At 72.3% G+C, this 25,649-nt stretch carries 17 protein-coding genes and 2 pseudogenes; 14 read left to right on the top strand and 5 right to left on the bottom strand.

All coding sequences use genetic code 11. The features are described from left to right. Positions 1-192: 192 nt before the first annotated feature. On the top strand, positions 193-1,632 hold the full coding sequence (locus tag ACTWQC_RS05715) for a helix-turn-helix domain-containing protein (protein ID WP_443314414.1): 1,440 nt from the start codon (positions 193-195) through the stop codon (positions 1,630-1,632). Here ACTWQC_RS05715 and ACTWQC_RS05710 read toward each other — a convergent pair. Continuing rightward, entirely contained in the window at positions 1,586-2,491 is a 906-nt protein-coding gene (locus ACTWQC_RS05710; RefSeq protein WP_443314413.1) for an alpha/beta hydrolase family protein, read from the bottom strand. The two genes, ACTWQC_RS05715 and ACTWQC_RS05710, sit on opposite strands and share 47 nt — an antisense overlap. A 163-nt stretch (positions 2,492-2,654) precedes the next feature. On the opposite strand from ACTWQC_RS05710, the gene ACTWQC_RS05705 reads away from it, so the two are divergent. Further along, positions 2,655-3,158: an ATP-binding protein gene (locus tag ACTWQC_RS05705; protein ID WP_443314412.1), complete on the top strand. Its 504-nt coding sequence runs from the start codon at positions 2,655-2,657 to the stop codon at positions 3,156-3,158. 245 nt (positions 3,159-3,403) lie between these two features. On the opposite strand, the gene ACTWQC_RS05700 is transcribed toward ACTWQC_RS05705, so the two are convergent. Together ACTWQC_RS05700 and ACTWQC_RS05695 are read right to left on the bottom strand one after the other, a co-directional pair. After that, on the bottom strand, positions 3,404-3,772 hold the full coding sequence (locus tag ACTWQC_RS05700) for a hypothetical protein (RefSeq protein WP_443314411.1): 369 nt from the start codon (positions 3,770-3,772) through the stop codon (positions 3,404-3,406). A gap of 314 nt (positions 3,773-4,086) precedes the next feature. Further along, positions 4,087-4,974 carry a pentapeptide repeat-containing protein gene (locus ACTWQC_RS05695; protein ID WP_443314453.1) on the bottom strand — a complete coding sequence of 296 codons (888 nt, stop codon included), beginning with the start codon at positions 4,972-4,974 and terminating at the stop codon, positions 4,087-4,089. A gap of 473 nt (positions 4,975-5,447) precedes the next feature. Between ACTWQC_RS05695 and ACTWQC_RS05690 the strand changes: the two are divergent. The 8 genes and pseudogenes from ACTWQC_RS05690 to ACTWQC_RS05655 all read left to right on the top strand — a co-directional run. Continuing rightward, a pseudogene (locus ACTWQC_RS05690) lies at positions 5,448-6,245 on the top strand (TIGR03084 family metal-binding protein); the annotation flags it as partial. Between the two features lie 260 nt (positions 6,246-6,505). Continuing rightward, positions 6,506-8,347: an acyclic terpene utilization AtuA family protein gene (locus tag ACTWQC_RS05685; RefSeq protein ID WP_443314410.1), complete on the top strand. Its 1,842-nt coding sequence runs from the start codon at positions 6,506-6,508 to the stop codon at positions 8,345-8,347. A 76-nt stretch (positions 8,348-8,423) separates the two neighbouring features. Further along, a complete protein-coding gene (locus ACTWQC_RS05680) occupies positions 8,424-10,022 on the top strand; it encodes an acyl-CoA carboxylase subunit beta (RefSeq protein ID WP_443314409.1) in 1,599 nt (532 codons plus the stop codon). A 41-nt stretch (positions 10,023-10,063) separates the two neighbouring features. Continuing rightward, positions 10,064-12,322 carry an ATP-binding protein gene (locus tag ACTWQC_RS05675; RefSeq protein ID WP_443314452.1) on the top strand — a complete coding sequence of 753 codons (2,259 nt, stop codon included), beginning with the start codon at positions 10,064-10,066 and terminating at the stop codon, positions 12,320-12,322. Then, positions 12,319-13,500: an acyl-CoA dehydrogenase family protein gene (locus tag ACTWQC_RS05670; RefSeq protein WP_443314408.1), complete on the top strand. Its 1,182-nt coding sequence runs from the start codon at positions 12,319-12,321 to the stop codon at positions 13,498-13,500. The genes ACTWQC_RS05675 and ACTWQC_RS05670 overlap by 4 nt, the downstream gene beginning before the upstream one ends. Before the next feature lie 49 nt (positions 13,501-13,549). Then, positions 13,550-15,133, top strand: a complete 1,584-nt coding sequence (locus tag ACTWQC_RS05665; RefSeq protein ID WP_443314407.1) for a 4-coumarate--CoA ligase family protein — start codon at positions 13,550-13,552, stop codon at positions 15,131-15,133. Next, the gene (locus ACTWQC_RS05660) at positions 15,130-15,975 is read left to right on the top strand and encodes an enoyl-CoA hydratase family protein (protein WP_443314406.1); all 846 of its coding nucleotides are present in this window, start codon (positions 15,130-15,132) and stop codon (positions 15,973-15,975) included. The genes ACTWQC_RS05665 and ACTWQC_RS05660 overlap by 4 nt, the downstream gene beginning before the upstream one ends. Further along, entirely contained in the window at positions 15,963-16,601 is a 639-nt protein-coding gene (locus tag ACTWQC_RS05655; protein ID WP_443314405.1) for a TetR/AcrR family transcriptional regulator, read from the top strand. Before ACTWQC_RS05660 ends, ACTWQC_RS05655 begins: the two co-directional genes overlap by 13 nt. A 352-nt stretch (positions 16,602-16,953) precedes the next feature. On the opposite strand, the pseudogene ACTWQC_RS05650 reads toward ACTWQC_RS05655, so the two are convergent. Beyond that, a pseudogene (locus tag ACTWQC_RS05650) lies at positions 16,954-17,931 on the bottom strand (citrate synthase 2); the annotation flags it as partial. Positions 17,932-18,589: 658 nt separating this feature from the next. Here ACTWQC_RS05650 and pdxH point away from each other — a divergent pair. Then, complete coding sequence (pdxH, locus tag ACTWQC_RS05645; protein ID WP_443314451.1) at positions 18,590-19,219, top strand: pyridoxamine 5'-phosphate oxidase; 630 nt, start codon at positions 18,590-18,592, stop codon at positions 19,217-19,219. Positions 19,220-20,274: 1,055 nt separating this feature from the next. Then, on the top strand, positions 20,275-21,987 hold the full coding sequence (locus ACTWQC_RS05640; RefSeq protein ID WP_443314404.1) for a PAS domain-containing protein: 1,713 nt from the start codon (positions 20,275-20,277) through the stop codon (positions 21,985-21,987). A gap of 128 nt (positions 21,988-22,115) precedes the next feature. Here the strand turns inward: ACTWQC_RS05640 and ACTWQC_RS05635 are convergent, their stop codons facing one another. Further along, positions 22,116-22,874, bottom strand: coding sequence for an SIS domain-containing protein (locus ACTWQC_RS05635; protein ID WP_443314403.1), 759 nt, complete (start codon positions 22,872-22,874; stop codon positions 22,116-22,118). 246 nt (positions 22,875-23,120) lie between these two features. On the opposite strand from ACTWQC_RS05635, the gene ACTWQC_RS05630 reads away from it, so the two are divergent. Both ACTWQC_RS05630 and ACTWQC_RS05625 read left to right on the top strand, forming a co-directional pair. Next, positions 23,121-23,813 (top strand): metal-dependent transcriptional regulator, encoded by a 693-nt coding sequence (locus ACTWQC_RS05630; RefSeq protein ID WP_443314402.1) that lies wholly within the window; start codon positions 23,121-23,123, stop codon positions 23,811-23,813. Between the two features lie 740 nt (positions 23,814-24,553). Next, positions 24,554-25,420 carry an alpha/beta fold hydrolase gene (locus ACTWQC_RS05625; protein ID WP_443314450.1) on the top strand — a complete coding sequence of 289 codons (867 nt, stop codon included), beginning with the start codon at positions 24,554-24,556 and terminating at the stop codon, positions 25,418-25,420. Positions 25,421-25,649: the final 229 nt, after the last annotated feature.

The raw sequence follows: 25,649 nt of genomic DNA, 5'->3' as shown, positions 1-25,649 counted from the left end.
GGGTTGAACCGGCTTGTCGGCACAGCGCATTCCGAGGATGACGATGCGCTGTGCCGCCCCGGCGTTCCGCCGGGATGCACGACCGACCGGCTCCGACGGCGGATCACCTTGCTCGAAGCGCCCGCGGGCCCACCTCCGGATGCGTACCGTTATGCGGACAGCACGCTTCGCATTCATGCAGGAGGGGGCGTCGTGGCACGTATCCGAGCGGGCCGGGTGTGCGAGCGATGCGGTGGGCAGCTCGCGGTCGACAACACCACCGGCGTGTGCGGCCCATGTCGCAAGGAGATGCGGGGACTTCTGGCCGCGCCACCGCTGCTCGACGATGCCTTCTGGGCGAGCGGACCGATGGCGGCCGCGCTGGACAGTTGGCACATGGGCGAGGTGTTCCGGGCGTATCGAACCCATCCCGCGCACGGTCGGACTCTGTCCCAAGGAGTTCTGGGGGGCTGGCTCGGGCTCACCCAGACTCAGCTGAGCCGCATCGAGAACGGCCCCGCTCCCCAGGAGTTGGACAGGCTCATTCACTGGGCACGGGTGCTCCGCATCCCGGCGGACCTGCTGTGGTTCAAGCTCCCGGGCAGCCCGGGATCCGAAGGGCGCCGCGCGTTCCTCGCGAGGACGAGTGGAGCCCTCGCCGTCCTTCCCGCTCTGCCTTCCCTGCGCCCCGACGACCTCCGGCACCTCCTCGCGGCGATGCAGGACGCTCGCCGGTACGCGGACGAGGGCGTCGTCCGGCACATCCGGCAGCAGCTGGACGATTGCGCTGCCGAGGACGGGCGGTGCGGGCCGAGGGTGGCGCTTCCTGCCACGCTGGGCTTGCTCGCCGTGGTCGAGACCATGAACCGACAGGCGAAGCCGGCCGTCCGGATCAGCCTGCTGTCGGTCGGGTCGCTGGTGGCCGAATTCGGTGGGTGGCTGTACCGGGACATCGGCTCCTTGGACGTGGCGGAACACTGGCGGGACCGGGCCATCGAGTGGGCGCGGGAGGCCGGTGACCGCCCACTGCAGGCGTACGCCATGCTGCGCAAGAGCCAAGGCTGTTGGGACACCCGGGATGCACGGGCCATGGGCGATCTCGCGGTTGCCGTGCAGGACCGAAGCTGGGGGCTGCCGACGGGTCTGAGGGCCGAGGCCGTGCAGCAGGAGGCTCGCAGCCGGGCGATGCTCGGCGAGACGGTCGCGGCGGTGGAGCGCAAGCTGGACGAGGCACGTACGCTCCTCGGCTCAGCGGGGAGTGGGGCGACGGGTGGCAGTGCGTACCTGCCGGGCACTGGCTACAGCTCACGCACGCTCGAACTTCAGGCCGCGATGTGTCTCACCGAAGCCGGTCGGCCTGCCCGTGCGGTGCCGGTCTACGAGAGGTGCCTGGCCTCGGAGGCCCTGTCCTACCGGGACCGGGCCTACTTCTCCGCACTGATGGCCGTTACGTTGGCGATGGTCGGCGAGCCCGCAGAGGCGGCGTCTGTCGGGCTCGAGGTGCTCAGGGCTGCCCAGGCCACTTCATCGTCGCGCACGCTACGGGAGCTGACGCGCTTGTCGGACCGGCTCCTCCCCTGGGACCGCCACCCCCAGGTGCGGGAGTTCAATGCAGCGCTTCGGGACACGGCTCGGCCGCCTGTGCCATCTTGATCCAGTCGGACACGGCTCGGATCGTCTCTGCTTGCCACTTCCGGGTCTGCGGGTGCTCGTAACGAGGGTCGTCGTGCATGGCGATGCCGTGCTGCGCTCCGTCGATCTCCAAGAGCCTGCGGGCGGAGCTTCCCAGCCGTTCGATGTAGTGGCGGGAGCTGTCGACCGGGATGAACGTGTCCTTGGTGCCGTGCACGATCAGCGTCGGCTGCCGAACCCCGGCCAGATAGGCATCGGGTACGACGTGGAAGACCTCGTTGAGCAACGGCCGTCCGAGCTTGAAGGTCGGCGAGTGCGCCAGATAGCCGGCCTCCCGGAGGGTCTGCGCCTCCTGTGGCCGCAGCAGGTCGCCAGTCCAGTAGGGCTTTTCGTCGATGAACCGCTGCTTGTAGTCGAGGAGCGGGTTCAGCATCACCAGACTCCGTACGGTCTCGGGGATGGCAGCTGCGGCCATGGCGGTGATGCCGCCCGAGAAGCTGGCGCCGACCATGTGCACGCCCCCTGGCGCTCCCGCCCGCTTGGAGATGAAATCCGCGGCCGCGCGAACGTCATTGGCCACCGCCGCCAGAGTCAGGTCCTCCTGCCGTCCCTCGCTCTCGCCGTGACCGCGCAGGTCGAAACGGAGGACGGTCGTCGACGCGCATTGCGCCAGGCCGTGCGCGAGTCGTTTGAAGAATCCCCCCTCCTCGCGGGTCACGCCTCCTCCGTGGACGAGCACGACTGCCCCTGCGGCGCCCCCGGCGCCCCCGGCGCCCCCGGCGGGCACGAGCGTTCCGCGCAGTCGCAGTCCGTCGAGTGAGGTGAATTCCACCTGTTCGTCAGCTGCTTGCTCGTAGCTGTCCTGAGCATGTCCCGCCACGACTCGCTCCTCCCGGCTGTGAACGTGCTGTTCCTCCCCGATATGCAGGCCCTGCATACATTCCACGCGCACATCGACATATCCGGAGTGTCGCGGCAGCAGCAGGGTGGGGTGACCGTTCGGACGATCCGAGGGAGCACCCCGCTCCTCCTGGAGGGAAGCAATGCAGCCACCGCCCACGACCGTCCCCGCGCAGCGGGCGGACTTCACCTGGCAGATGTCGTTCACGCCGCACGAGAAATGCGTCCGGCTCGTGAGGAGGCAGGTGCAACGCGCATTGGGCAGATGGGGTTATGCCGAGGACGATGTGGCCGCGGCGGTGCTCGTGTGCAGTGAACTCGCCGCCAATGCCGTACAGCATGCTCGCGTGCCACGTGAGCCCTTCGACGTGCTGGTCGCTGCGACTGGCCGGGAATGCCTGATCGAGGTGTCCGACCGAAGCGCCTCTCCGCCGCGCCGTGCGGATCCTGGCGCGGACGACGAGCGGGGGAGGGGGCTGCGGCTCGTCGCGGCTGTGGCCTCCGAGGTGGGGCACCGGCTGCGGGAGCCGCAGGGCAAGACGGTATGGGCGCGACTGTCCTTCGGCCGACTGCCCACCGCGGGCGAGCACGGCGAGCCCTGCTCCGGGTCAACGATGGATGCGCAGGCGGATCAGGTGTCCGTGTGAGACGAAGACGCCGTCATCCGCAAGTTGGGCCCCGATGAGCCGCCACGGCGAGTCCGCCCCCTCGCACGCGCGCCGCAGGGGGGAGGAGGTGTGCGTCGGGGTCCTCGGTGACCAGCTGTCGCGGCCCGGATACGTCAGGAGCCCCCGGACGGGAGGGACCATCGCCTCGCCCGATGCGAGGCCCGTGAAACGGTCGTCGGTGTCCCACCGCCTGCGGTCCAAGGAACGACCGTACGTTTAGGCTCCTACGCATGTTGCTGGAGCATCGCGGCAGGAGACCGGTGGTTCCCGAGTCCGCGTACGTCGCGCCGTCCGCCGTGTTGTGCGGGGCCGTCGTACTGGGGGAGCGGGCGCGGGTGCTGCACGGGGCCGTGCTGTCCGCCGAGGACGGGGAGGTGCGGACGGGCGCGGACGTGGTGGTCATGGAGAACGCGCTGGTGCGGGGGCGGGCCGTGCACCCCGCCACGCTGGGCGATGCCGTCCTGATCGGCCCGCACGCGCACGTCAACGGCGCGACGGTCGAGGACGAGGTCTTCGTCGCGACGGGTGCGTCGCTGTTTCCCGGGGCGGTGGCGGGAGCTGGCTCCGAGCTGCGGATCCACAGTGTTCTGCACGTCAACTCGCGCCTCGTGCCTGGCGCTGTGGTCCCGATCGGCTGGATCGCCGCCGGCGATCCAGCAGAGCTCTTCTCGCCGGACCGGCACGATGAGCTGTGGGAGGTACAGCGCGAACTTGACTTTCCCGACCGTTTACGGGGTTCCGCGCGGTACGTCGATGCGCGAGATCATGGCTCGGCAGGCCGATTTCTACGGGGCGCATCGAGACGATCTGCCGCTTGGCGAGTGATTCGTACGTGTCGGCGTGGCGCCGCGGGGCGGCATTCGGGCCCGGCCGTCTTTCGTTTCGGTGCGCTGGCGGGCCGTCGGGTTCACGTGGACGCGATCGGGTCCGGCGTATCCGGCTGTCCTCGGCGGTGGGACCAATGCGTTGGGCGGGTCAGGGAAGGGGACAACTTCGTGCCGCCGTCGCCCTTTGCCGCATTCAGCTGGGGCTGAGTGAGGAAGATGCTGTCGGTGAGGTCGGCGCCCGTGAGGTTGGCATCTCTGAGGTCGGCTCCGATGAGGTCGGCCCATCTCAGGTCCGCGTCGGTGAGGTCGGCGGCGATGAGGTAGGCCCCTCTGAGGTTGGCGCCTTTGAGATCTGCGCCCTTGAGGTTGGCCCCGATGAGGTCGGCACCTCGGCGGTCCTTGTTCTCCTTGTTCTTGCGACGGGCTTTGGCTCGTATGAGCTCGCTCGTGCGGAGCAGCAGGGCATTGACGTCCTGCCGGTGTGCTGCCACATCCAGCTCCCTGAGGGAGTCGGGACCGAGCTGCGTAAGGCGTTCGGTTTCGTCGAGCGCGCGGCGTATCTCACCGCGGAGGGCCGGTTGCAGTGCCAGCGCCTCGGTCAGGTACCAGAGCAGCTCATGGAGCTGCCGCATGATCGGGAAGACCTCGAACATCTGCTGTGCGGTCTCTGGGGCCTGCCGCCAGTCCTGCCCGCCGAAGGTGAACTGGGAGACCTTCTGTCCCGCGCCGTAACAGTCATACACCGTGCAGCCCGGAAAGCCTTGCTGCCTGAGGCGGGTGTGAATGCCGCAACGGAACTCTGAAGTCAGATGGGTGCAGGGCTGCCCCGCGTCTTTGCCGACCGCGAAGTCAGCGGAGGCCGAGAAGGGCAGTGCGACACAGCACAGCCCGAAGCAGTTCCCGCAGTCGCCCTGGAGGCTCAGGTGACCTCTGTCGGGCGCTGCGTCTTCGCGTTTCTCGGGCACCATGTGTGGTTCCTCTTGCAGGCGAGCAGTCTGCTCGTAGGCTACCCCTTTCGGAATTAATTGATCTTGCAAGTATTTCGCAACTCATGCGCAAAGGGCGTACCCCTTCCAATGCCCCCGGCATGAGGGGATGCGAAAGCCACCCACCGGCCCGCCAAACCGCGAACCGGCCCCAGACCCCCTTCCCGTAGCCCGCCGCCTTGCGCCGGAGGCGCGAGACGAAAGCGCAGGACGGCCGAGCCGCATCCCTGCCCCACGGCGGGAAGCCGCAAGCCGCCCCTCCCTGGGGCCCGCCCCACCCCCCAACGCCCGCACAAATAATCATGCAAGCACGCTTGCTTGTTTCTTCGGCTGCTGCCACGCTGCTGCCCATCGACGGCGTCAGTCGGCATCGCCTCGCTCTGCCGACGCCGACTGACGCAACGTCAATGTGCCATTCCCGTAGGACAGCAGAAGCTGATGAGGGGGAGCGCACCGTGGCCGATCCCGGAGCCGTGATCGACGATCTGTACGCCGAAGGCGAGGAGCTCGACCGGCTTGTCGCCGGGCTGGAACCCGGGGCGTGGGCCACGCTCACCCCCGCCCCCGGCTGGACCATCGCCCACCAGATCGCTCATCTCGCCTGGACGGACGAGCAGGCGGTGAGCTCCGCCACCGACCCCGAGGGCTTCGCCCCCGAGGCGGAAAAGGCGCTGGCCTCGCCGGACACCTTCGTCGACGAGGCCGCCCTGCGCGGTGCCGAACAGCCGCCCGCCGAGCTGCTGCAGCGCTGGCGGGACAGCCGCTTGGCGGTGCAGTGGGCGCTGTCCGAGCACCCGTGGGACGTACGAATGCCCTGGTACGCGACGTCCATGAGCGTCGCATCCATGGCGACCGGGCGGCTGATGGAGACCTGGGCGCACGGCCAGGACATCGCCGACGCACTCGGCGTCCACCGGGCTCCCACCCCGCGGCTGCGCCACGTCGCCCGGATCGGGGTACGGGCCCGGGACTACGCGTATCTCGCACGCGGCCTGACCCCGCCCGCCGAGGAGTTCCGGGTCGAACTGGCCGCACCCGACGGCTCGTCGTGGACTTACGGCCCGGCCGACGCCTCGCAGCGCGTCACCGGTCCCGCGCTCGACTTCTGCCTGCTCGTCACCCAGCGCGGACACCGCGCCGACCTGGCCGTACGTGCCGATGGGCCGGACGCCGACCGCTGGCTCGACATCGCCCAGGCCTTCGCAGGACCGCCCGGCCGAGGCCGCAAGCCGGGCGACAGCCGTAGGCCCGGCGACCCCGGTGACCCCGCCGGGTCCGGTAGCCCCGGTCACCCGGCCGGGTCCGGTAGCCCCGGTGACCCCGCCGGGTCTGGCAGCCCCGGTGACCCCGCCGGGTCTGGCGACCCCGGTGACCCCGCCGGGTCTGGCAGCCCCGGTGACCCCGCCGGGTCCGGTAGCCCCGGTCACCCGGCCGGGTCCGGCAACCCCCGCGACTCCGCCGAGCGCGGCAACCCCGCCAACCCCGACCCTGGCTCCACGGCCGAGGCCGGCGCATGACCCCCGCCCGGACCACCGCGCACCACGCCCCCCTCCGCATCGGCAACGCCTCCGGCTTCTACGGCGACCGCTTCGACGCCGTACGCGAGATGCTCACCGGCGGGCCGCTCGATGTCCTCACCGGGGACTACCTCGCCGAGCTGACCATGCTCATCCTCGGCCGCGACCGCGCGAAGGACGCCGGGCTCGGCTATGCCAAGACCTTCCTCCGCCAGCTCGAGGACGGTCTCGGTCTGGCCGCCGACCGGGGCGTCAAGCTCGTCACCAATGCGGGCGGGCTCAACCCCGCCGGACTGGCCGACGCCATCCGGGAGTTGGCGGACCGCGTCGGCGTTCCCGTACGCGTCGCCCACGTCGAGGGCGACGACCTGCGACGCGGCCCGGACCCGGGCCAGCACCCGGATCCGGGCCAGGACCCGCACCCGGGCCAGGACCCACCCCCGCGCCCCTACCGCGACTGGGGCCCCGGCGTCCTCACCGCCAACGCCTACCTCGGCGGCGCCGGCATCGCCGCCTGCCTGCGTGCCGGCGCGGACGTCGTCGTCACCGGCAGGGTCACCGACGCAGCCCTCGTCACCGGTCCCGCGGCCGCGCACTTCGGCTGGGCGGCCGACGACTGGGACGCGCTCGCCGGAGCGGTCGTCGCCGGGCACGTCCTGGAGTGCGGAACCCAGGCCACCGGAGGCAACTACGCCTTCTTCACCAACCACGACGTGCGCCGCCCCGGCTTCCCGCTCGCCGAGCTGCACCCCGACGGCTCCTCCGTCATCACCAAGCACCCGGACACCGGCGGCGCCGTGACCGTCGGCACCGTCACCGCGCAGCTGCTCTACGAGACGTCGGGCGCCCGGTACGCCGGGCCCGACGTGACCGCGCGCCTCGACTCCGTACGGCTGACCCAGGACGGCCCGGACCGGGTCCGCATAGGCCGGGTACGGGGCGAGGCGCCGCCCCCGACCCTCAAGGCCGGCCTCACCCGCATCGGCGGCTGGCGCAACGAGATCGTCTTCGTCCTCACCGGCCTCGGCATCGAGGCCAAAGCCGCGCTCGTACGGGATCAGATGGAATCGGCGCTGGCCAAACGCCGCCCGGCCGAGGTGCGGTGGACGCTGGCCCGTACGGACCGGGCCGACGCGCCCGCCGAGGAGGAGGCGAGCGCGCTGCTGCGCCTCGTCGTCCGCGACTCCGACCCGGAGGCGGTCGGCAGGGCGGTGAGCAGCGCGGCCGTCGAGCTGGGCCTGGCCAGCTACCCCGGCTTCCACCTCACGGCCCCACCCGGCAAGGGCGCCCCGTACGGCGTCTTCGAGGCGACGTACGTGGATGCGGCGGCCGTCTCCCATACGGCGGTGCTGCCGGACGGCACCCGGGTCTCCGTACCGCCGCCCCAGGCCACGCGCGAGCTCGCCGAGCCCGAACAGCCGCCGCTGCCCGAGCCGTTGCCGTCGGGCCCGGCCCGCCGCGCGCCGCTCGGCCTCGTCGCGGGGGCCCGCAGCGGCGACAAGGGCGGCAGCGCGAACGTCGGAGTGTGGGCCCGGTCGGACGACGCCTGGCGCTGGCTGGCCCACGCCCTGACCGCCGACACGTTCCGCGAACTCATCCCGGAGGCCACGGACTTGCCCGTCACCCGCCACGTCCTGCCGAACCTGCGCGCGCTGAACTTCGTGGTCGAAGGACTGCTCGGCGAGGGGGTGGCGGCCCAGCACCGCTTCGACCCGCAGGCCAAGGGCCTGGCCGAGTGGCTGCGCGGCCGATACCTCCCCATTCCGGAAGTGCTTTTGGCGGCAGCAGGGGAGGGCGGCAGCCGTGGACTCCCACTCGACGAAGGGACGATCTCGTGAAGCACGGACACGTGACCAGGGTGCCGGCAGGCGGGCGGGCGGGCGTCCACTGCTCTTCCTCCCCGGAGGGGACGCGGTGACCGTGCTCGGGTCCGCCGTGGACACGACCGGCGCCGACTACGCCGCCCACCGCGAGGCGATGCTCGCCAAGCTCACCGAGCTGGAGGCCGAGCACGCCAAGGCCATCGCGGGCGGCGGCGAGAAGTACGTCGCCCGCCACCGCAAGCGCGGCAAACTCCTCGCCCGCGAGCGCATCGAGCTGCTGCTCGATCCCGACACGCCCTTCCTGGAGCTGTCGCCGCTCGCCGCCTGGGGGAGCGACTACCGGGTCGGGGCCTCCATCGTCACCGGCATCGGCGTCATCGAGGGCGTCGAGTGCCTGATCACGGCCAGCGACCCGACCGTACGCGGTGGGGCCAGCAACCCGTGGACGCTGAAGAAGGCGCTCCGCGCGAACGAGATCGCGTACGCCAACCGCCTCCCGGTGGTCAGCCTGGTCGAGTCCGGCGGGGCCGATCTGCCGAGCCAGAAGGAGATCTTCATCCCGGGCGGGGCCCTGTTCAAGGACCTGACCCGGCTCTCCGCCGCCGGGATCCCCACCATCGCCGTCGTCTTCGGCAACTCCACGGCAGGCGGGGCATACATACCCGGCATGTCCGACCACGTGATCATGGTCAAGGAGCGTTCGAAGGTCTTCCTCGGCGGCCCGCCGCTGGTCAAGATGGCCACCGGCGAGGAGAGCGACGACGAGTCCCTCGGCGGAGCCGAGATGCACGCCCGCACCTCCGGGCTCGCCGACTACTTCGCGCTCGACGAGCCCGACGCGCTGCGGCAGGCGCGGCGGGTGGTCGCCCGGCTCAACTGGCGCAAAGCGCACCCCGATCCGGGCCCGGCCGAGCCGCCCAAGTACGACGAGGACGAGCTCCTCGGCATCGTCCCCGGCGACCTGAAGATCCCCTTCGATCCGCGCGAGGTCATCGCCCGGATCGCCGACGCCTCGGACTTCGACGAGTTCAAGCCGCTGTACGGGCCGAGCCTGGTGACGGGATGGGCGACGCTGCACGGCTACCCCGTCGGGATCCTCGCCAACGCGCAGGGCGTCCTCTTCAGCGCGGAGTCGCAGAAGGCCGCCCAGTTCATCCAGCTCGCCAACCAGCGCGACATCCCCCTGGTCTTCCTGCACAACACCACCGGCTACATGGTCGGCAGGGAGTACGAGCAGGGCGGCATCATCAAGCACGGCGCGATGATGATCAACGCGGTGTCGAACTCGCGCGTGCCCCATCTGTCCGTGCTGATGGGCGCGTCGTACGGGGCCGGGCACTACGGCATGTGCGGGCGCGCGTACGACCCCCGCTTCCTCTTCGCCTGGCCCAGCGCCAAGTCGGCCGTGATGGGGCCGCAGCAGCTCGCGGGCGTGCTGTCGATCGTCGCCAGGGAGTCGGCGGTGGCCAAGGGGCAGCCGTACGACGAGGAGGCGGACGCGGCACTGCGCGCCATGGTGGAGCAGCAGATCGAGTCCGAGTCGCTGCCCATGTTCCTGTCCGGGCGGCTGTACGACGACGGGGTCGTCGACCCGCGCGACACCCGCACCGTGCTCGGCCTGTGCCTGTCCGCGATCCACAGCGCGCCGGTCGAGGGTGCGCGTGGCGGCTTCGGCGTCTTCCGGATGTGAGGGTTCTTCCCGTGACAGTGATCCAGTCCGTGAGCCAGTCCGTGATCCAGTCCGTCCTTGTCGCCAACCGGGGCGAGATCGCCTGCCGGGTCTTCCGCACCTGCCGCGAGCTGGGGGTCGGGACGGTCGCGGTGTACTCGGACGCGGACGCCGGGGCGCTGCATGTACGGGAGGCGGACGCGGCCGTACGCCTTCCCGGCAGCGCGCCCGCCGACACGTATCTGCGCGGCGACCTGATCGTCAAGGCCGCCCTCGCGGCGGGCGCGGACGCCGTCCACCCCGGCTACGGGTTCCTCTCCGAGAACGCGGAGTTCGCGCGTGCCGTCCTCGACGCGGGCCTGCTGTGGATCGGCCCGCCGCCCGCGGCGATCGAGGCGATGGCCTCCAAGACGCGGGCGAAGACGCTGATGGGGGAGGCAGGGGTGCCGCTCCTCACCCCAGTCGACCCGGCACGGGTCACCGAGGCGGACCTGCCGCTGCTGGTGAAGGCGGCGGCGGGGGGTGGCGGGCGCGGCATGCGGGTGGTGCGGGAACTCGCCGCTCTCGACGGCGAGTTGCGCGCCGCGTCCGCGGAGGCGGCCTCGGCGTTCGGCGACGGCGAGGTCTTCGCCGAGCCGTACGTCGAGCGGGGCCGCCATGTCGAGGTGCAGATCCTGGCCGACACGCACGGGACGGTGTGGGCACTCGGCACCCGCGACTGCTCCCTGCAGCGCCGCCACCAGAAGGTCGTCGAGGAGGCCCCGGCGCCGGGCCTCGCCGTAGATCTGCGGCGCACGCTGCACGAGTCGGCCGCGGGTGCCGCTCGCGCGATCGGCTATACGGGCGCGGGCACGGTCGAGTTCCTGGTCTCGGAGGACGGGCGCCCGTACTTCCTCGAGATGAACACCCGGCTGCAGGTCGAACACCCGGTGACGGAGGCGGTGTCCGGGCTCGACCTGGTTGCGCTGCAGCTGCGTGTGGCGGAGGGCGGGAAACTCCCCGCCGAGCCGCCGGAGCCGGCCGGCCACGCCGTGGAGGCCCGCCTCTACGCCGAGGACCCGGGCCGGGGCTGGCAGCCGCAGACGGGGGTGCTGCACCGCTTCGCTGTGGCGGGTGCGTCGTGGGTCCGGCGCCGGGGCCTCCGGGGCAGGGGTCCTGGAACGTATAGCGGCCCACAAATACTCCCCTTGCCTTCGTCAGGGGGGACCCCAAGCTTCCAGGACCCCTACCCCTCCGACCCCGCCGCCTACCGTGCGCACCCGGCGGGCGTGGACGCCGGACTGCGGGTCGACTCGGGTTACGCGGACGGGGACGAGATCGGCGTCCACTACGACCCGATGCTCGCGAAGGTCATCGCCTGGGCCCCGACCCGGGCGGAGGCGGTACGCAAGCTCGCCCACGCCCTGGAGCGCGCCCGTATCCACGGCCCGGTGACCAACCGCGACCTGCTGGTACGCGTGCTCCGGCACCCGGAGTTCGTGGATGGCCAGGTCGATACGGGGTGGCTGGAGAGCCGTCTGGGCGAGCTGACGGTGGGCTCGGATGGAGCCGCCGCTGTCGCGCGACTCGCGGCGCTGGCCGCCGCCTTTGCGGACGCCGCGGGCGCAAGGGTTGTGGGCAGCCGTTCCGCCAGGGCGATGGGGGTACCCCCATGCCGTTCAGGCTATGGGGGAGGGTGGGCACACCTCGACCACTGGCCCGCACGCGGGAACGAAACGGAAGTCCACACCGGGGCTGGCGCATCGTCGCCGGGTGCAAGCGGCACTCGTAGCACCTTGGCTTCCCGCCTGGGCGGATGGCGCAACGTCCCGTCCCAGCCGCAGTCCAAGACCTACCGCTCCGAGCCGGACGGCACCGCGTACGAGATCCGCTACCGCCTCACCCGGGACGGCCTGGCGGCCGACGACTTCCCGGGCGTGCGGCTGGTCGCCGCCGAGGCCGAGCGCGTCGCCCTGGAAGTGGAGGGTGTGCTGCGGGACTTCGACGTGGCCGCCTACGGGACCCGTATCCACGTCGACTCCCCGCTCGGCGCGGTCACTCTGACCGCCCTCCCCCGCTTTCCCGATCCCACCGACCACACCGAGCCCGGCTCGCTGCTCGCGCCCATGCCCGGGACGGTCGTCCGGGTCGCGGAAGTCTCGGTAGGCGACACGATCGCCGCTGGTCAACCCCTGCTCTGGCTGGAGGCGATGAAGATGGAGCACCGCATCTCCGCGCCCGCCTCCGGCACCCTCACCGCGCTCCACGCCGCCCCAGGCCGCCAGGTCGAAGTCGGCGCCCTGCTCGCCGTCGTACAGGCCGTACAGGAGGACCCGTCATGAGCACCGGCACCCCCGTCGTCGAGACCGAAGAGCACAAGGACCTCCGATCCGCCGTGGCCGCGCTCGGCGCGCGCTACGGCCGCGAGTACTTCGCGGCCGTCACCCGCGAGGGCAGGCACACCGACGAGCTGTGGGCCGAGGCCGCGAAGCTCGGCTACCTCGGGGTGAACCTCCCCGAGGAGTACGGCGGCGGGGGCGGCGGAATAGCCGAGCTCGCCATCGTGCTCGAGGAGCTCGGCGCCGCCGGCTGTCCGCTGCTCATGATGGTCGTCTCGCCCGCCATCTGCGGCACCGTCATCGCCCGCTTCGGCACGGAGGAGCAGAAGCGGCAGTGGCTGCCGGGATTCGCCGACGGCAGCCGCAGGATGGCCTTCGGTATCACCGAGCCCGACGCCGGATCCAACTCCCACCGCATCACCACCACCGCCCGCCGCGACGGCACCGGCGACGCCGCCGACTGGCTGCTCACCGGCCGCAAGGTCTTCATCTCCGGCGTGGACATCGCCGACGCGACGCTGATCGTCGGCCGCACCGAGGACGCCCGTACCGGCAGACTCAAGCCGTGTCTGTTCATCGTGGACCGCGGAGCACCCGGATTCGGCTTCCGCCCGATCGACATGGAAGTCTCCGCGCCGGAGAAGCAGTTCGAGCTCGTACTCGACGACGTACGGCTCCCCGCCGACGCGCTCGTCGGGGACGAGGACGCCGGGCTCCTCCAGCTCTTCGCCGGGCTCAACCCCGAGCGCATCATGACCGCCGCCTTCGCCCTCGGCATGGGCCGCCACGCGCTGGCCCAGGCGGTCGACTACGCCCGCACCCGCACCGTGTGGAAGGACCCGATCGGCGCCCACCAGGCCATCGCCCACCCCCTCGCGCAGGCGCACATCGAGCTCGAGCTGGCCCGCCTGATGACGCAGAAGGCGGCCCATCTCTACGACGCGGGCGACGACATGGGCGCGGGCGAGGCCGCGAACATGGCCAAGTACGCGGCCGCGGAGGCCGCGGTCGGGGCCGTTGACCAGGCGGTGCACACGCTCGGCGGCAACGGCCTCACCCGCGAGTACGGCCTCGCCACGATGATCACCGCCTCGCGCGTGGCCCGTATCGCGCCGGTCAGCCGCGAGATGATCCTCAACTTCGTGTCCCACCAGTCCCTGGGACTCCCCAAGTCGTACTAGAACAGGGGATTCTGGTGCGTCCACCGGCTCCGCGTCGAAAGGGATCGCCATGGTGCTGCGCAGCGAGTACGCCGATGTCCCCGCCGTCGACCTCCCCGTCCACGACGCCGTACTCGGCCGGGCCGCCGAGTACGGCGAGCTGCCCGCCCTGATCGACGGCCTCGACGGCACCACCCTGAGCCACGCCCGGCTCGACGGCTTCACCCGCCGGATCGCGGCCGCGCTCGCCGAGACCGGCGTCCGCAAGGGAGACGTGCTCGCCCTGCACAGCCCCAACACGATCCTCTACCCGGCGGTCTTCTACGGGGCCACGCGCGCGGGGGCCGTCGTGACCACCGTCCACCCGCTCGCCACCGCCGAGGAGTTCGCCAAGCAGCTCCGCGACTGCGCGGCGCGCTGGGTCGTCACCGTCTCCGCACTGCTCGACACGGCCCGCAAGGCGGCGGAACAGGCGGGCGGCGTCCGGGAGATCTTCGTCTGCGACAGCGCCGAGGGACACCGTTCCGTGGAGGAGATGCTCGCCTCGACGGCGCCGGAGCCGGAGGTCGCCATCGACCCCGGTGAGGACCTGGCGGCCCTCCCGTACTCCTCCGGCACCACCGGCACCCCCAAGGGCGTGATGCTCACCCACCGCAGCATCGCCACCAATCTCGCTCAGTTCTACAGCCTGATCCCCAGCGGCCCGGGCGACCGCACCCTCGCCGTCCTGCCGTTCTTCCACATCTACGGCATCGCGGCTCTGATGAACGCCCCACTGCGCAACGGCTCCACCGTCGTCGTGCTGCCTCGCTTCGACCTCGGCCAGTTCCTGGCCGCCATCGAGAAGCACCGGGTCAACGCCCTCTACGTGGCGCCGCCCATCGTGCTGGCGCTCGCCAAGCACCCGGCCGTCGACGGCCACGACCTGTCCTCGCTCGAGTACATCGTCAGCGCGGCCGCACCGCTGGACGCGGAGCTCGCCGAGGCGTGCTCGCGCCGCCTCGGGCTGCCGCCGGTCATGCAGGCGTACGGGATGACCGAACTCTCCCCGGGCACGCACGCGGTCCCGCGCGGCGCGCAGAACCCGCCTGCGGGGACGGTCGGCAAGCTGGCCCCGAACACCGAGATGCGGATCACCGGCCTGGACGACCCGGCGCGGGACCTCGGCCCGGGCGAGAAGGGCGAGATCCTCATCCGCGGCCCGCAGGTCATGAAGGGCTACCTGGGCCGCCCGGACGCCACCGACGCGATGATCGACGCGGACGGCTGGCTGCACACCGGGGACGTGGGGCGGGTCGACGCCGACGGCTGGCTGTTCGTGGTCGACCGGGTCAAGGAGCTCATCAAATACAAGGGTTACCAGGTCGCGCCCGCCGACCTGGAGGCCGTCCTCCTCACCCACGAGCGGATCGCCGACGCGGCCGTCATCGGGGTCGTGGACGGCGACGGCAACGAGGTGCCCAAGGCGTACGTCGTCCCGCAGCAGGGGGCGGCGCTCACGGACGCTGAGGTCATGGCGTACGTTGCCGAGCGTGTCGCGCCGTACAAGAAGGTGCGCCGGGTCGAGTTCCTGGACGCGGTGCCGCGCGCCGCGAGCGGCAAGATACTCCGGCGCGAACTGCGGGACCGGGAAAGGAGTTCAGCGCCCTCATGACGAACGGCACCGTGACGGAGGCGGGCACGGGCGCGGCGGGGCCGCCGCTGGTGCGCCGCGGCCGCGAGCGCGGCATCACCACGCTCACCCTCGACTCGCCGCACAACCGCAACGCGCTGTCGGCCCGCCTCGTGGCCGAGTTGTACGAGGGCCTGGAGGCGGCGGCGAAGGACGAGGCGACGCGGGCGGTGGTGCTGACCCACACCGGCGGAACGTTCTGCGCGGGCGCGGACCTGAGCGAGGCGAGCGGCGGGAGCGGGGTGAGCGGCGGGAGCGAGGCGAGCGGTCAGGGTCCCTCCGCGAACGGGCCGATGGGGCTCGCGCGCCTCCTCCGCAGCATCATCGAGCTGCCGAAGCCCGTCGTCGCACGGGTGACGGGCCATGTACGGGCCGGTGGTCTCGGCCTGTTGGGGGCCTGCGACATCGCGGCGGCCGGGCCCGGGGCGAGCTTCGCCTTCACCGAGGCGCGGCTCGGCCTCGCGCCCGCGGTGATCTCGCTGCCGCTCCTGCCCCGCCTCGACCCGCGCGCCGTCGGCCGCTACTACCTCACGGGGGAGCGCTTCGACGTGGCGGAGGCGGCCCGTATCGGGCTCATCACGCTCGCCGCGGACGACGTGAAGGACGTGGACGCGGTCCTGGAACCCGTACTCGACGGCCTGCGCCGGGCCTCCCCGCAGGGCCTGGCGGAGTCCAAGCGGCTGACCACCGCGCGCGTGCTGCGCGCCTTCGACCGGGACACGGAGGCGCTGGCCGAGCTCTCCGCCCGCCTCTTCGCCTCCGGCGAGGCACGCGAGGGCATGACGGCCTTCCTGGAACGGCGGGATCCGGCATGGGCACGGTGACCGGCCGGGCGGCCGTACGCGACCCCAAGCAGGACCGCAGCAGGGCCACCCGGCAGCGGCTGCTGGAGGCGGCGGTGGCCTGCCTGGCCGAGTACGGCTGGGCGGGCTCCACGGTGTCCGTCGTCGCCGAGCGGGCCGGGGTCTCCCGCGGCGCGGCCCAGCACCATTTCCCCACGCGCGAGGACCTGTTCACGGCGGCGGTCGAGTACGTGGCGGAGAAGCGGTCGGGCGCGCTGCGGGCCTTCACCCGCGACCTGCCGCCGCCCGGCTCCGTCGCCCGCACCTGGATGATCGTCGAGGAGCTCGTCGACCTCTACACGGGCCCGCTCTTCCGGGCGGCGCTCCAGCTGTGGGTCGCGGCCTCGAACGCGCCGGAGGAGGAGGGGCTGCGGGAGCGGGTGACCGCGCTGGAGGCCAGGGTCGGACGTGAGACGCACCGGCTGGCGGTGCAGCTGCTCGGCGCGGACGAGGCCCGGCCGGGCGTACGCGAGACCGTCCAGGGCCTGCTGGACATGGCCCGCGGCCTGGGCCTGGCCAACCTCCTGACGGACGACGCCCCCCGCCGCGCCCGCGTAGTCGAGCAGTGGGCCCGCATCCTCGACGCGGCCCTGAACCCCGCTCCGTGATCTCCCGCCGGCGCGGCTGCCGGCTTCCGCCCGGCGGGCTGACAACGTGAGCCCGCCACCCGGCGGTCGGAGGCCATCGCCCGGGCGGCCCGGCCCCCGCCGTTCGATGGCCTGGGCCCGGCGCCCGGCTGACGGCTTGGGCCCAGTGGCCCGTGTTCACTGCCCGGCGACCCGGCCCCGCTGGTCGACGACCTGACCTGGCCTGAGGCTGACGACTTGGACCCGGCTCCCGGCGGTTCGTATCCAGCGCCCGGGCGGCCCGGGCCGCGGCGGCCCATGGCGAGTCAGCAGGGGGCCCGCCCCAGCATCCCTGGATCCCGGGGTCCGGGGCGGGGCCCCGGATAACACCTCACCCCGCCGTCCTGGCGCAAGTGAACATCGACGTGAACATGTGCGCCGGGACCTCCGCGAAGTCCAGCACGATCGCCGCCCAGAACTCCACGTTCGTGGCCAGCACGCGGTCGGGCCGCCGGCTGTGCAGCTCCTCGAGCGCGGCGCGCTCCAGCGCCTCCGCGATCTCGAAGCGCGGCGCGCCCAGCTCCTTGGCCGTACGGCGCAGCACGCGCGCCCGCGGGTCCTCCGCGCGGTACACGCGGTGGCCGAAGCCCATGAGCCGCTCGCCCTTGTCCAGGGCCTGCTTCACGTACGCGGTCGCGTCGCCGGTCCGCTCGATCTCCTCGATCATGCCGAGGACGCGGGACGGCGCCCCGCCGTGCAGCGGCCCGGACATGGCGCCGACGGCGCCCGACAGCGCCGCCGCGACATCCGCGCCGGTCGAGGCGATGACCCGGGCCGTGAAGGTGGAGGCGTTCATGCCGTGCTCGGCGGCGGAGGTCCAGTACGCGTCGACGGCCTGCACATGCTTCGGGTCCGGCTCACCCCGCCACCGCTTCATGAAGCGCTCGACGACGGTCCCGGCCTTGTCGATCTCCCGCTGCGGGACCATGGGCAGGCCCTGGCCGCGCGCGGACTGGGCGACGTAGGACAGGGCCATGACGGCGGCGCGGGCGAGGTCGTCGCGGGCCTGCGCCTCGTCGATGTCGAGCAGCGGTTTGAGGCCCCACACGGGCGCGAGCATCGCGAGCGCGGACTGCACGTCGACGCGGATGTCGCCGGAGTGGACGGGGATGGGGAAGGGCTCAGCGGGCGGCAGGCCGGGGTTGAAGCTGCCGTCGACCAGCAGGCCCCACACGTTCCCGAAGGAGACGTGACCCACCAGATCCTCGATGTCCACGCCTCGGTAGCGGAGCGCGCCGCCTTCCTTGTCGGGTTCGGCGATCTCCGTTTCGAACGCGACGACTCCCTCGAGTCCGGGTACGAAGTCGGACATCAGCGGCTCCTCATGATGTGGTCGACACGCGGCTTTTGGCTTGTGGCTTGCGGCTCGTGCCTAACGGCTCGTGCTTGCGTTGTGACCAAGCTGTCTGGGTTGTCGGTGCCGGTACGGGTACGCGGCCGGCGGATGCGGCTGGCGGTCCCTATCGGTCACCCCGGTGATGCCCCGCGGAGGTCGTGCTCACCCTGGCCCGGGTCGGGTGGTTCGGTGGGGCGATGGTTGGCGGTTCGTCACCGGTCGATGCAGAGTCCCTACAGATCAGTACACGTCAGTACAGCCCGGACACGCCATCGCGCGGTGCCCGGAGGCCACAGTGGCCCAGCCCACGATTTTGGCGGGTTCCGTAGGTGCGGGGAAGCGTGAGAAGCGGCACACTGTGCCACCCCTGTGGGGATGGGTTTACGAATACCCAGGCCGGGCAGAATTGGCGCCCTGCACTCAGTGCCGCGAGGCCGGCCGCGTACCGGCGCGTACGGCACCGGCGTACGGGTCCGTCGTACGGGCCGTCGTACGGGCCGTCGTACGGGCCGGAGGCGCTGGATGCCCGCTCCGCACGATGCTGCAAGATAAGCGCGTGGCACACGTTGACCCGGAACACCCCATCAGGCTGGACCCGGAACATCCCACCCGGCGCGCGCTCGACCCGGCGGTCATGCGCGAGCACTACCGGGCGGAGGGGCTGGCGGAGGCGGATCTGGCCGCGGGGCCGATGGAGCAGTTCACCCGCTGGTTCGAGGAGGCGGCGGCGAGCGGGATCTTCGAGCCGAACGCGATGATCGTCTCCACCGCGGACCCCGCCACCGAACGGCCGAGCTCCCGCACGGTGCTGCTGAAGCAGTTCGACGAGCGCGGCTTCGTCTTCTACACGAACTACGGCTCGCGCAAGGGCCGCGAGCTGACCGCCAACCCGCAGATCTCGCTGCTCTTCCCCTGGCACCCGATCGCCCGCCAGGTAGTCGTCAGCGGCGTGGCGGAACGGACGGGGCGCGACGAGACGGCCGCGTACTTCCGTACCCGGCCGCACGGGTCGCAGCTCGGCGCGTGGGCGAGCGAGCAGTCCTCGATGCTCGCCTCCCGCGAGGAACTCGACCGCCTCTACGGCGAACTCGCCGACCGCTACCCGCCGGACACCCAGGTCCCGGTCCCCCCGGAATGGGGCGGCTACCGTGTCCGCCCGGACTCGGTCGAATTCTGGCAAGGCCGCGAAAACCGCCTCCACGACCGCCTTCGTTACGCCCTGATGGACGGGGGGACATGGCGCGTGGAGCGCCTGTGCCCGTAGCCTCGCCGGCCGGCCGGCCGGCCGCTCCGCGCGGGAGCGGGAGGGAGCCACGGGGCTCCGCCCCGTCTTCCCGCGCCCCGCCGGAGGGGGGAGGTGCCGTGGGGGCTCCTTGGCGCTACAAACGCCCGGGGGCCGGGAGCTTCGCTTGTCCTCCGGTGCCGGAGGCGCGGTGGGGCGGCCCCTTTCCCGGCGGCATGATTTACGGGCCGGCACGGCAGTTCGTCGTCTGCGGCCCGTCGGCGAGCCGGCCCACAAATCACGCTTCAGTGCCGTGAAAGGGGCCGCCCCACGCCAGCTCCTCCCGCCGGTTGCCCGGCGCAGGTCGGAGCAGGCCGGCGGACGGCGGAAAGCCACGTCCCCAACACGAAACCCCGGCCGGAGGCCGGGGCGCACGGGGGCGAGGACGCAGACGACCCGCGAGCCTGTCCCAGGCGCCGAGAGGCGCAAGGGGGCCGGTCGGACGTACCGGCAGCTCGCGGGTCGGGTGACTGCTTGGGATTGGCCGGCTGCGCGGATCTCTCCCGCGCTGGTCCGGCGATGCGCTTGAGCGCGACGACGGACCGCTAGCCCGCAGCCACCTCACGCGTCCGGATTTCATACATCTGCCGAACCACCTCCCTTCTCGTGTGCCCCACACGCTAGGCACCGGTCCCTCCGGCCCACAACCCTTTTTCCGGAGCACGAGCCACTCCCACGATCGCCCTCGGCGCCATGTTCAACGAGCTCCTCAGGGGAACCCGGTAGCGGCAACGCCGACACCGCGTCCGGCTGCGCATGGTGGGGCCCGGATGACCTTTGTCGAGGAGTCGACGAGCAGGCCGGGGCCGACGCCCGGTGGATCGCGCTGCGCGAGAGGGGTTGATCACCGCCGCTTCGAAAGCCGCTACGAAGAAGGGACAAGTGCGGCTGTCCTGAACATGCCCTGGGCCTGGGCGTGATCGTGGGGAAGGCTTGCCGTAGAGCCAATTTCCGGGAACACGGTGTGGGCTGTGTCACGTTCCACTTGAATGATCTGACGTGCAGCACACGCAGCCACGTCCAGCAGGAGGTGCCAGGTGACTGCTTCCCGGCCTCCCGGCCCCACCCAGCCGGCCGGCGGCGCGGGCTCGCCGGGCCGACCCGGCTCGGATGGACCGGCCGGATCCGCCGACGACGCTGCGGGCTCCGCGGACTCCCGCGACGCGGCGGACACCGGCGCCGCCACCCCAGAAGGCTCCGGCGCCGAGGGCCCCGCACAGCCTCCCTCGCCGCCCTCGCCCGACTGCGAGGACTCCGACCTGCTCGCCGCGCTGCTGGACGGCATGGACGCCGCCCTGTGCGCGTTCGACGCCGACGGCGTCGTCACCCACTGGAACCGCGAGGCCGAGCGCATCCTCGGCTGGACCGCCGAGGAGGCCGTCGGCCGCCGCGGTCTCGGCGGCTGGGCGGTGCGCACTGCGGATGCCGAGGAAGTGGAGAGCCGGCTGCTGGGCGCCATGAAGGCCCCGGGCCGCCAGGTCCACGACTTCGCGCTGGTCACCAAGGACGGCGGCCGGGTGCTCGTACGCACCCAGACCGCGGGCGTACGCGGCGCCGACGGCCGCCCGGCGGGCGTCTACTGCGCCTTCAGCGAGGTGCACGCCCAGATCGACCTGGAGCGGTCGATCGCGCTGAGCGAGGCGCTGTTCAACGACGCGCCCTGGGGCGCGGTCCTCGTCGACGCCGACCTGCGCCCCGCGGTCGCCAACGCCTACGCGGCGCGCGCCCTGCGCGCCGGGCGTACAGCGGTCCTCGGCCGCCCCTTGGGGGAACTGCTGTCGCAGGGCCTGGAGGAGCTGGAGAGCGCGTTCCAGCACGTACTGGCCGAAGGCCCGCCCTCCGTGCCCACCGACGTATGGGTGACGTTGCGCGCCCCCGACGCCGCCCAGGGTGCCCAGGGCGAGGGCGAGCGTCGCTGCTGGCGCAGCGGCTTCCTGCGGCTCGCGTCGCCGCTGGCGGAGGAGCCGGTGCCACTGGGCGTCGGCTGGTTCTTCCAGGACGTCACCGAGGCCAAGCAGCTCGAGCAGGAGAGCTCGGTGGTGCGGTTCCGCGCCAACCAGCTGCACCGCGCGGGCCGCACCGCCGCCGACTGCGAGGACCCGATGGAGGCGGCGACCGTCTTCATCGACTTCGCGCTCGCGGGCTTCGCCGACCACGCTCTGCTCGACATCGCCAAGGACGGCGAGCCGGTCCGTCTCGTACGGGCTGCGGCCACGCCCGCGGGCACCGGCGGCGGGCCGTGCTCGCCGATCGTGCCCGGCGGCATCCCCGTGCGGTACGCCGAGGGGCACCCAGCGCTGCAGGCGGTCGAGCGCACGGGCGCGGTGAGGGCCAGCGCGGGCCCGGCGTACAGCCCGTTCGGATCCGGTCCGGGGGTCCGTACGGAAGGCCGTGAAGGCCGTACGGAGGGTCGTACGGGAGGGCGGACCGGCGGTCGTACGGGCGGCCGAGCCGACGCCGGTGCTGGGGCCGGTCCTGGTTCCGGGGCCGGGGCCGGTGCTCGTACGGACGCGGGCTCGGCGGCGGAACAGGCCCGCCAGTGGGCACGCGCGCGTCAATGGCCGGAGGACTCGGTGCACGCCCTGTGCGTGGTGCTGCGCAGCCGGGCGCGCACGCTGGGCGTTGCGACCTTCCTGCGGTCCGCGGGACGCCGCCCCTTCGAGCGCGCGGATGCGGCGTACGCGGAGGAGGTCGCGGGCCGTGTGGCAGCCGCGCTCGACCTGGCCCGCCAACTGCGCCGAGAGCGCTGACCTCACCGGCCGCGCTCAAGCGCTGACTGACCGCGTGGCGGCTGTGCGTCGCCTTGCGCCCCCCGCCGCCCTGCCGCGCCCCGCGCCGCCCCGCCGCGCCCCGCGCCGCCCCGCCGCGCCCCGCGCCGTCACTGATGCCGGAAGAAGATCCTGTCCGCGTACTCCGCGAACACGCGCGCGTTCCACTCGTGCCCGCCGTCCACGTTCCCCGAGCGGAGCAGCGGCGGCGTGATCCCGCGGGCGGCAAGTTCGCCGGCGGCAGCGGCCATGACGGACTGCATGACGGCGCTGGTGACCACGGTCGAGGCGGGCGCGAAAGGCGCGTCGACGCCCTCGGCGGTCAGCTCCGCGTCGCCGATCGCGATCTTGCTGTCGAGGACCAGATCGCAGTGGTCCTTGAGGTACGAGCCCGAGGAGTGCCGGGAGCGGGTGCCGTCCGCGTACGCCACCGAGGTCACGCCGATGACCTTCAGCCCGAGCGCCCGGGCGCTCAGGGCCATCTCCACGGGCAGCTGGTTGCGCCCGGACAGCGAGATGATCACCAGCAGGTCCCCGGATCGCGCCGGGCTGGTCTCCAGTACGGCCCCCGCGAGGCCGTCGACCCCCTCCAGCGCGCTGCCGAGCGTGGCGGGCACGACGTCGACGCCGACGGTCCCGGGCACGGCGAGCAGGTTCATCAGGCCGAGGCCGCCGGCGCGGTAGACGACGTCCTGGGCGGGGAGGGAGGAGTGCCCGGCGCCGAAGGCGAAGAGCCGCCCGCCGCCGGCCACGGTGTCGGCGATCAGCGATCCGGCCGCGGCGATGTTCTCCGCCTCCTCGTCGCGGACCCGCCGCAGCAGCTCGATGGCGGCGTCGAAGAACTGCCCGGCCAGCTTGTTCTCACTCATCGCCGCTGGGGCCCTTTCGTTCGGTCGGCAGGGGTGCGTGCAGGGAGTGCGGCCCGGCGCGCGCAGGGGTGCGCGCCAAGGTGTTGCGCAAAGGTACGTACCTGGTGGCGCGGATCACGTTGGGACCAGGACCCGTCCCGTGTCAATACCGCAATCGACCGGAGTGGTGCGGACCAGGCCCGATTGTCGGTGGGATGCGTCAGAATTGGGTTCAGGGCCACCGCACGACACATTCGAGGGGCACGCATGTCCGGACTGATCGACACCACGGAGATGTATCTCCGCACCATCCTGGAGCTCGAGGAGGAAGGTGTGGTCCCCATGCGCGCGCGGATCGCGGAGCGGCTCGACCAGAGCGGCCCGACGGTCAGCCAGACGGTGGCGCGGATGGAGCGCGACGGCCTGGTCACCGTGGCCGGGGACCGCCACCTGGAGCTCACCGAGGAGGGCCGTCGGCTGGCCACGCGCGTGATGCGCAAGCACCGGCTCGCCGAGTGCCTGCTCGTCGACGTGATCGGCCTGGAGTGGGAGCAGGTGCACGCCGAGGCGTGCCGCTGGGAACACGTGATGAGCGAGGCGGTGGAGCGCCGTGTGCTGGAGTTGCTGCGGCACCCGACCGAGTCGCCGTACGGGAACCCGATTCCGGGCCTGGAGGAGCTGGGCGAGAAGGCCGAGGCGGACCCGTTCCTGGACGAGGGCATGGTGAGCCTGGCGGACCTCGACCCGGGCGCCGAGGGCAAGACGGCGGTGGTGCGGCGGATCGGTGAGCCGATTCAGACGGACGCGCAGCTGATGTACACGCTGCGGCGGGCCGGGGTGCAGCCGGGCGCCGTGGTGAGCGTGACGGAGTCGGCGGGCGGGGTGCTGGTCGGCAGCAGCGGTGAGGCGGCGGAGCTGGCGGCGGACATCGCGTCGCATGTGTTCGTGGCCAAGCGCTGACTCGTGGCTCTGTTCGTGGCCAAGCGCTGACCGTCCCTCACTTCCCCCTAGCCCCTTGTCGTTCCTTTGCCGTTCCTCTTTCTCTTCCCCGGGGGCTTGTGCGTTCCTTGAACTCCCCTGAGGCTTCCTGGGGCTACTGAACTCCCTTGCGTGGCCCGGGGGGTTGCCGACGGGCGTGCGCGCGCGCTCGTACGCGCTTCCTCGAGCCGGGCCGGAATCCTCCGGTTTACCGTGAAAAGGCGGCGGAATGGCAGCGGCCGGGCCCCGCGCGTGCAACGCTGTGGCGAGGCATGCGGCGTGCGGGCTCTCGAGGGTTTGGCTCGCCGGGGTTGGGGAGGGAGCGTGGATGAATGGGTGCTGGTCCACCCGTAGTGCCCGTCATGTCCGCAGCACCGGCGAGGGCCCCGGTGCGATCGTTGCGATCGGCATCCGGGGCCCCGCCTCCCCTGGTTCCCCCGCGACGACCCGGAGCCCCGAGCGCTCAGGGTCGTTCCCCGCGGGCCCCCTTCCCCTTAGGGCCCGCCTCCCGGTAGCTGTCTCCCCTCGGCGCCGGTCGTCAATCCTGGAGCGTGGTCACTCGAACGAGGGGTGTTGCGTGCCAGAAGCCTCCGTTCGAATAGGGGTTCGATAATGTGTAGGTGTTCCACCCCGTACGCGACGAGCATGTACGGAAGCACGTGCGCAAGGACCCTGGAGCTGACGACGCGGAGCGGCCGGAAGGATTGGGGGTGCCAGGACACATGGTGCGGCGTATCGACGTGACCGGAGCCGATGGCGTGCGGCTCGCCGCCTGGGAGTTCGCCGACCCGCCGAAGGGCGGCCGGGAGGACGAGAAGGCGCCCGGCGTGCTTTTGCTGCACGGGCTGATGGGCCGTGCCTCCCACTGGGCCGGCACCGCCCGCTGGCTCTCCGCCCGCCACCGGGCCGTCGCGCTGGACCAGCGCGGTCACGGCCGGAGCGAGAAGCCGGCCGACGGCCCGTACACCCGGGAGGCTTACGTGGCCGACGCCGAGGCCGCGATCGGACAGCTCGACCTCGCCCCGGTCATCCTCATCGGCCACTCCATGGGTGCCCTCACCGCCTGGCAGCTCGCCGCCCGCCGACCCGACCTCGTACGGGCCCTGGTCATCTGCGACATGCGCGCCTCGGCGCTGGGCGCGCAGTCGCAGCGCGAATGGGAGGAGTGGTTCAAGACCTGGCCGCTGCCTTTCGCGACGCTCGCGGACGTCCGTAAGTGGTTCGGCGAGGACGACCCCTGGCTGGAGCGCCCGCGCCCGTCCCGCGGGGAGTTCTACGCGGAGGTGATGGCGGAGCGCGCGGACGGCTGGCGGCCGGTCTTCTCCCGCCGCCAGATGCTGATGTCGCGTGAGACATGGGTGCACGACGCGCACTGGGAGGAACTGGCCCTGGTCCAGTGCCCGGCCCTCGTCGTCCGCGGCGTCGACGGCGAACTGGGCCGCGCGGAGGCCCAGGAGATGGTCCGCGTCCTCCCCCGCGGCGAATACGCCGAAATCCCGGACGCGGGCCACCTGGTCCACTACGACCAGCCGAAGCCATGGCGAGCGGCCCTGGAGCCATTCCTCCAGGCAGCGCTCCTGACGTCGTAACGGCGGGGCGCGGGCGAGCGCTTGGCCGCGCCCGGCTGGGTACGCCTGGCCGCACGCGGCCGAGGTGCGACCGCGGTCCTCGGCTTGAGGCCGGGTTCCTCGCGCCGGGTGCGGGCAGGCAGGGCCGCACGGCCGCGCGGGCGCGGCGGCGGATGCCCTAGGCTCCGGTGGCATTCCGACGACGTGGAGGCCCCGGCGGCCGGACCCCGACATCCGCCGCCGCTGCCTC

Origin of the sequence: Streptomyces sp. 8N616, from assembly GCF_052246385.1 — a bacterium.
GTDB lineage: Bacteria > Actinomycetota > Actinomycetes > Streptomycetales > Streptomycetaceae > Streptomyces.
Note: the sequence above shows the minus strand (reverse complement) of the source record. Positions and strands in the feature narration are given on the sequence as shown.